The organism is Caloramator proteoclasticus DSM 10124 (assembly GCF_900129265.1).
Lineage (GTDB): Bacteria > Bacillota > Clostridia > Clostridiales > Caloramatoraceae > Thermobrachium > Thermobrachium proteoclasticum.
Window position 1 is genome coordinate 1 of sequence record NZ_FQVG01000081.1, and the last position, 7,719, is coordinate 7,719.

The 7,719-nt window shown below is 33.9% G+C and carries 7 protein-coding genes and 1 pseudogene; 1 reads left to right on the plus strand and 7 read right to left on the minus strand.

The window, feature by feature from the left end:
* Window positions 1–187, minus strand: a pseudogene (locus tag BUB63_RS12385) (UPF0236 family protein); the annotation flags it as partial.
* A gap of 121 nt (window positions 188–308) precedes the next feature.
* On the opposite strand from BUB63_RS12385, the gene manA reads away from it, so the two are divergent.
* Entirely contained in the window at window positions 309–1,226 is a 918-nt protein-coding gene (gene manA, locus BUB63_RS12390) for a mannose-6-phosphate isomerase, class I (RefSeq protein WP_143290294.1), read from the plus strand.
* Window positions 1,227–1,241: 15 nt separating this feature from the next.
* Here manA and BUB63_RS12395 read toward each other — a convergent pair whose 3' ends face one another.
* From BUB63_RS12395 to BUB63_RS12420, 6 genes are read right to left on the minus strand one after another with little or no spacing between them, the layout of a single operon-like run.
* Window positions 1,242–1,472 carry an alpha/beta-type small acid-soluble spore protein gene (locus tag BUB63_RS12395; protein WP_027307661.1) on the minus strand — a complete coding sequence of 77 codons (231 nt, stop codon included), beginning with the start codon at window positions 1,470–1,472 and terminating at the stop codon, window positions 1,242–1,244.
* A 45-nt stretch (window positions 1,473–1,517) separates the two neighbouring features.
* The gene (locus BUB63_RS12400; RefSeq protein ID WP_027307662.1) at window positions 1,518–2,483 is read right to left on the minus strand and encodes an ABC transporter ATP-binding protein; all 966 of its coding nucleotides are present in this window, start codon (window positions 2,481–2,483) and stop codon (window positions 1,518–1,520) included.
* A 1-nt stretch (window position 2,484) separates the two neighbouring features.
* A complete protein-coding gene (locus BUB63_RS12405) occupies window positions 2,485–3,459 on the minus strand; it encodes an ABC transporter ATP-binding protein (RefSeq protein WP_073250226.1) in 975 nt (324 codons plus the stop codon).
* Window positions 3,460–3,470: 11 nt separating this feature from the next.
* Complete coding sequence (gene opp4C / locus BUB63_RS12410) at window positions 3,471–4,415, minus strand: oligopeptide ABC transporter permease (protein ID WP_027307664.1); 945 nt, start codon at window positions 4,413–4,415, stop codon at window positions 3,471–3,473.
* 12 nt (window positions 4,416–4,427) lie between these two features.
* Window positions 4,428–5,390 (minus strand): ABC transporter permease, encoded by a 963-nt coding sequence (locus tag BUB63_RS12415; protein ID WP_027307665.1) that lies wholly within the window; start codon window positions 5,388–5,390, stop codon window positions 4,428–4,430.
* A gap of 43 nt (window positions 5,391–5,433) precedes the next feature.
* Window positions 5,434–7,143, minus strand: coding sequence for a peptide-binding protein (locus BUB63_RS12420; RefSeq protein WP_073250229.1), 1,710 nt, complete (start codon window positions 7,141–7,143; stop codon window positions 5,434–5,436).
* Window positions 7,144–7,719: the final 576 nt, after the last annotated feature.

The window sequence follows — 7,719 nt, forward strand, 5'->3', positions numbered from 1 at the left end:
CTTCTTTAATCGCTTTATCTAATTCTTCTAAAAAGTCTTTTATTATATTCCTTCCAAGTTCATCAGTCGATTCTTTAACTACCTCAACAAGTTTTGTAAAATCCCATTCTTTTGACAGCATTTCTTCTACATTTTTTATTAATTTAGTAGTGAAATTTATTAAATGTTGTTGTATAATATTATTCAAAAGAGACACCCCCTTATTGGTTTGTGTTTTTTCCACTTTTTATTTTACCACAGGGGTTGTCTCTTTTAAATTTTTTGTCCTTTTTCGTCCTACAATAATTTTACACTATGATAAAGAAATTATATGGGGAGGACAGAATTTAAATAAAATATTTGGCCGTAGTTTACCCTATGAAAAAACTGCAGAGAGCTGGGAAGTGTGTTGTCATAAAAATGGGATGAGTATAATCGAAAATGGAATATATAAAGAAAAAACTCTACAAGAAATAATAGATATATATAAAGAAGAATTACTTGGAACTAAAGCTCTAAAATATGATAGATTTCCTCTTCTAATTAAATACATAGATGCAAATGATAAACTTTCTGTTCAAGTTCATCCTAACGACGAATATGCACTTAAATTTGAAGGCGATTTTGGTAAAACTGAAATGTGGTATGTAGTTGATGCTAAAGAAGATGCAAAACTTATCTACGGAGTAAAAGAAGGAACAACAAAGGAAGAATTTAAAGAAGCACTCTTTAACAAACAATTGGAGGATTGCTTAAATTATGTCTCCGTAAAAAAAGGGGATGTTATTTTTATTCCTTCTGGCACCGTTCACGCTATACTTGATGGAATCGTAATTGCAGAAATACAACAAAATAGCGATACTACATACAGAGTATATGACTGGAATAGAGTTGATAAAAACGGTAAACCAAGAGAACTTCATATTGAAAAGGCTCTTGATGTAATTGATTTTAATATAAGTGGTAAAGTAGTATCACCAGTATCCCAAAAATTTAATGGCTATAATTTGTCAAATATTGCAAAGTGCAACTATTTTTCTGTTGATGAAATCAATGTTGAAAATAAATATTTTGATAAAACAAATGGAGAATCCTTCCATATTTATATGTGTATCGAAGGTAATGGAAGACTCAATTATAATGGAGAAATATATGACATATCTGCAGGCAAAACTTTTATGATTCCAGCAAAGAAAGAAGAATTTACAATAGAAGGGCAATTAAAACTACTAAAGGCATATCTATAGGGGGCATAATTGCCCCTATTTGTTCCATCTTCTGCCAGCATCCTTATTTCTCTTGGTCATTATTCCACCTATTTTGCCAGTCTCTTCTGCCGTCAAACCACTCCAACCGTATTTTTTAACTTTATCTATAAGCCCTAATTCCTCTGCTATTTCATACTTAATTTTTTCCCTTTCAAGTTCTTCATCACTTAAAGGCTTTTTAGCTTTAATCTTTGCCTTTACCTTCTTTTTAAATGGTGTTGTCATATAAAACACCCCCTCAGGATTATTTTGTCCTTGAGGGGGTATATTTTATACTAAATGGCACGCAACAAAGTGTCCTCCGCCCACATCTCTAAATTTAGGTATTTCCTGTGAACAAATATCCTTTTTGTATGGGCATCTTGTATGGAATTTACATCCACTTGGCGGATTTGCTGGGCTTGGAATATCTCCCTGTAATATTATCCTTTCCCTTTTTAGCGTTGGGTCTGGTATTGGAACTGCAGAAAGCAATGCCTTTGTATAAGGATGTAGTGGATTTTTATAAAGTTCGTGCTTATCTGCAAGTTCCACAAGTGAACCTAAATACATAACACCTACCCTATGGCTTATGTGCTTTACAACACTTAAATCGTGGGATATAAACATATATGAAAAACCAAACTTTTGTTGTAGATCACATAAAAGGTTTACAATTTGTGATTGAATTGAAACGTCAAGAGCAGATACTGGTTCATCACAAACTATAAATTTAGGATTTAATACAAGTGCTCTTGCAATACCAATTCTCTGTCTTTGTCCACCTGAAAATTCGTGTGGGTATCTTCTTATGTGGTAAGGTGCAAGTCCGCACATTTCTATTGCCTCAAGTACTCTATCCTTAACTTCACCCTTAGATACTATACCGTGATCTACAAGTGCCTCACCTATAATTTCACCTACAGTCATTCTTGGATTTAATGAACTATATGGATCTTGGAATATAATCTGCATCTTAGGTCTTATGCTTCTTAACTCTTTTCTACTTAACTTAAATATATCCTTTCCCTCAAAATACACACTACCATCTGTTTTATCTAAAAGTCTCAATATTGTTCTTCCTGTTGTTGATTTTCCACACCCTGATTCTCCAACAAATCCTAATGTTTCACCTTCCTTTAGCTCGAATGAAACATCATCAACCGCCTTTACATATCCAACTGTTCTTTGGAATACTCCTGCCTTTATTGGAAAGTACTTTTTCAGATTTTCTACTTTTAATAAAGTCTCAGCCATTTTACTTCACCTCCCTGTAGAGGTGGCAAGCCACCCTATGACCATCTTTTACACTACAAAGTTCTGGCTGTTCCCTTCTACATATGTCCATAGCCTTTGAACATCTTGGGTGGAAATAGCAGCCCTCTGGCATATTAAGTGGATTTGGTACTTGTCCGGGTATAGAATTTAATCTATCCTTATCTTGATTTAATATTGGCTTTGATTCAAGCAATCCTAATGTATATGGATGCATTGGATTTTTAAATATTTCATATACATTAGCCTCTTCAACGACCTTTCCAGCATACATAACAACAACGTGGTCTGCCATTTCTGCAACAACACCAAGGTCGTGAGTTATAAGCATAATAGATGTATTTGTTTTATTCTTAAGATCTCTCATCAGATCAAGTATTTGTGCTTGAATTGTAACATCAAGTGCAGTAGTTGGCTCATCTGCTATTAAAAGCTTTGGATTACAAGCCATTGCCATTGCAATCATTGCCCTTTGTCTCATTCCACCTGAAAGTTCGTGTGGATAGGCATCTACAACCTCATCTGCTCTTGGAATGCCAACCAACTTTAACATATCTATAGCCTTTTCACGTGCCTTTTCTTTATTCATATTTTGGTGTAGAACTATGGCTTCTATTATTTGATCACCTATTGTAAATACAGGGTTTAATGAAGTCATAGGCTCCTGAAATATAACAGATATTTTATTTCCACGTATTTTTCTGATTTCTTCATCGGTTGCCTTTGTTAAATCCTTGCCATCAAATATAATTTCACCATCAACTATTTTACCAGGTGGATTTGGAATAAGCTTAAGTATAGACATAGCAGTTATACTTTTACCGCATCCAGATTCACCAACTACACCTAAGGTTTCTCCCTCTCTTATTGATAAACTAACGTCATCAACAGCCTTTATTACTCCATCTTCTGTATAAAAATAAGTCTTTAAATTCTTTATGCTCAATAATTCTCCCATTCTAATACCCCCTATCTTTTAAGCTTTGGATCAAGTGCATCTCTTAATCCATCTCCGAATAAGTTTATTGCCATAACTGTCAAGAATATACAAACACCAGGAGGTATCCACTTCCAATACTCATATTGCATTACATAATAGTCAGTTGCAACCTGAACCATTTGTCCCCAAGATGGGTATGGTGGAGTTACACCTAAACCAAGGTAGCTTAATGCAGACTCAGAAAGAATTGCACTACCTATACCTAAAGTAGCAGATACTATAATTGAAGCAAAGGTATTTGGAAGAAGATGTCTAAAAATCTTCCTTCTATCTCTAAGACCAAGTGCTTCAGCAGCCTGCATAAATTCCTGCTCTCTTAAGGATAATATTTGTCCTCTTACTATACGTGCAAGGCCTGTCCAGCTCAATATACCTATTATAATCATAACAAAATATATTCTATACTTTGGATCAACCTTATAGTCTGAAAGAACAGCTGCAAGCATAAGTAGTAATGGGAAGAATGGGAAACACATAAATATATCAACAAGTCTCATTATAATCCCATCAACCACTCCGCCGTAGTAACCAGATATTCCACCAATTATACTACCAATTACAACACTTATAGAAACTGCAACAATACCTACTGTAAGAGATATTCTACCGCCATACATAAGTCTTGTTAAAATATCACGTCCAACCTCATCAGTTCCAAGTGGATGCTTTAGGCTTGGTGGTGCTGAAATATTGTATAAATCAATCTTTTCCATTGTTATGCCAAATACATACTTTTGTACTATAGGTCCAAAAATAGCAAGTATAATCATAAATAATAGTGTATATAGACCAACCATTGCAAGTTTGTTTCTTCTTAATCTATGCTTAACAACCTTCCAAGGGCTCATTATATCTTCTTTTTTTGCACCCTTTAATTCAACATTTTTATTCGTATTCTTTTTAAGTTCTGCCATATCTCACACCCCCTACTTTAATCTAATTCTTGGGTCAACTAATGCATAAGTTACATCTGCTATTAGATTTCCAAGGAGGGTTAAAAACGCAAGAAGCATATTTATACCCATTAATAGTGGATAATCTCTATTATTTACAGCCAAAAGCTCAATAGGTCCAATTCCTGGCCAATTAAATATTGCTTCTGTTATCATAGCCCCTGAGAATAAGCCTGGTAGCCACATACCAAATATTGTAACAACAGGAATTAAAGCATTTCTAAGGGCGTGCTTATAAATTACGACCTTTTCTCTTAATCCCTTTGCTCTTGCTGTTCTTACATAATCCTGTCTTATAACTTCAAGCATACTTGAGCGTGTATATCTCATAAGACCCGCAACACTACCTAATGTTAATACTATAAGAGGTAATGTCATATGGTACATTACATCTTTAAATTTGGCAAATCCAACCGCTGTGCTTCCTGCAGTCATCATACCTGAAACTGGGAATAATTTTATATCAACAGCAAACCATTTTATTAAAAGTAATCCAAAGAAGAAGGACGGCATGGATATACCAATCAAGGCAAATACAGTAAAGAAATAATCCATAAAACTATATTGCCTTGTTGCAGAAATTACCCCTATAGGAATTGCAATTAATACACTTAAAATAAAGGATGCAAGTGAAAGATAAAATGAATTCCAGATATATGTATTCATAACCTTTCCAACTGGTTGTTTAAAATAAAAGGATTCTCCAAAATCACCCTTTAAAACATTTTGCACCCAATATTTATATTGAATAATACCTGGTTCATCAAGGTGTAGCTGTTTTCTTAATTTTTGCTTTGTTTCATAGGACATTTTAGGATCCATCATACCAGTTAACGCATCGCCTGGAGCTGCTTGAAATATTAAGAAGATAATAATAGATACCCCTATAAGCACAGGTATCATCTGTAAAAGCCTTCTTGTTATATACTGTCTCATTGTATCCCCCCTAAATTAAGCCCGGCATAAGGCCGGGCATTTATTATTTAACATCTTGAAGTTCAACTTTGTGGATATCATATGTCCAATCTGTAAATGGTGATAGTCTTAATCCCTTAACCTTTGCACTTACAGCATAAGTGTCATTTGCATAGCTTAAGAATAGATATGGTAATTCTTCATTAGCAAGTTTTACCCATTTTTGATAAATTTCCTTTCTCTTTTCCATATTAGTTTCTTTTAGGCCTTCCTTTATAAGTTTTTCTGATTCTTCATTTCTCCAACCTACTGAGTTGAATCCACCAAGCTTATCTTGTTCAATTGAGAATATTCCTGATGGATCTGGGTCAATTGATAGTGACCAAGCCATATTATACATTTCAAATTTTTGTTCATCAAATACCTTTTGTGCAAGTGTGCTGAATTCCATCAATTCAGGAATTACTTCAACACCTATTTGCTTCCAGTTTTCAATTAGAATTGGAGTTAATGCTTCAACATACTTACTTCCTGTATATGTCATCCAGTGAACTGTAAACTTCTTACCATCCTTATATCTGTATCCATCTTCCTTCTTTACCCATCCTGCTTCATCAAGAAGCTTATTTGCCTTTTCTGGGTTATATTCATACTTATTAACATCTTCTGTATATGCCCAAGATGCCTTTGATACAGGTGCATTACATACATCTCCAAGTCCCTTGTAGTATGCTTGAATGAAGCCTGCTCTATTTAATCCATATGCAAGTGCTTGACGAACCTTCTTATCCTTAAACTTTTCATCTCTTAAATTCCATCCTATGTATCCATAGCTATTTGATGGATATCTATAAATATCTAAGAATTCTGCCTTCTTAACAAGGTCAATTTGTTCTGGCTTGCTTGGAACACTATCGATATCAACACTACCAGTTGTTAATTCTTGGATTACTGTAGTAGCATTTGTTACCTTCATAACTATCTTTGCAATCTTTGGTTCGCCTCTCCAATAATTTGGATTCTTTTCAAATACTATTTCTTGTCCAGCCTTGTATTCTTTAAATAGGTATGGACCAGCACCTACTGGGCTTAGGAACTTGTCCTTAAGTGGCTTTATATTACCCTTTTCAAAATTATATATATGCTTTGGCATAATACCATAACCAAAATCATATATAGCTGGAGCCTTTGGTTCTGTTAATGTAAATGATATTGTATATTTATCAATAACTTTTATACCAGCAACTTCCTTAACCTTTCCTTCTTTATCTTCATTGTATTCCTTATATCCAACTAAGCTTGAAACTGCATCTGTTCTTGGTCCATCATAGCTTGGGTCACATATTGCTGTAAATGTAAATGCTACGTCCTCTGCAGTTACTTCTTGACCATCACTAAACTTAACACCCTTATTTAATGTAAAAGTATAAGTCTTACCATCTTCTGATATCTTCCATTCCTTTGCGATAAGTGGAGTTGGGTTACCCTGTTCATCGTTTGAAATTAATCCATCAAAAACAAGGCTAACTACCCAAGAGTCATAAACTGAATCTGAATAAATTGGATTGAATTTACCTGATGGTGCTGTTGTACCAACAATCAGTGTGTCCTTTCTATTTTTTGATACATCAGGTAGTTTAGCTGGATTTGTAGCCTTTTCTACTGTAGCTACATCCTTTCTTTTTGTTTCTGTTTGTTTACCTGGGCCACAGGATGTTAATAGCATCATAGCTGCCAATAGTCCTGCAGCAAAACTCGCAAGCTTTTTGTTCATTTCTGCTCCCCCTTTAATATAAATTTATATTTATAACCCAGCCGGGTTATATTCCTAATAAAACTGTATGTTTTTTTAAAAATTTTATTCCACAGATTACACCAATATTTTTCTGAATATTAGAGTTGAAAGATTAACTTTTTTCATTTATTAAATAAATTTGCGGCAAATAGAATTAAATTTTGAAGGACAAGAACTAAACTTTTTTCTTTTTTCTGTATTTTACCAGTGTTTTTCTGTAATGTCAATATTTTTTGCAATATGGCAGAGATTTCGCATCTAATTTCCAGTAAAGCTTTTTTCTTTATAGGAAATTAGATTTTTTCTATTTTATTGAAATTTTGGAAGGGAAAAAGGCCGTAGGCCATGTATATAGATACACCTTCCCCCTCCCCATCATAATGAAAAGCTGTATTTCCAATTTTATTATCGACTATGCGGTGTTAAAAATTGGATTAATCCAATTCATAATTATCAACATTTCATCTTTCAAATCTTCTATTATATTTATCTGCAAAAGCCTTTTTTCTCTGAATCCTCGAATGTTTCTAAAAAAGTATAATTGGGTTAAGTTAA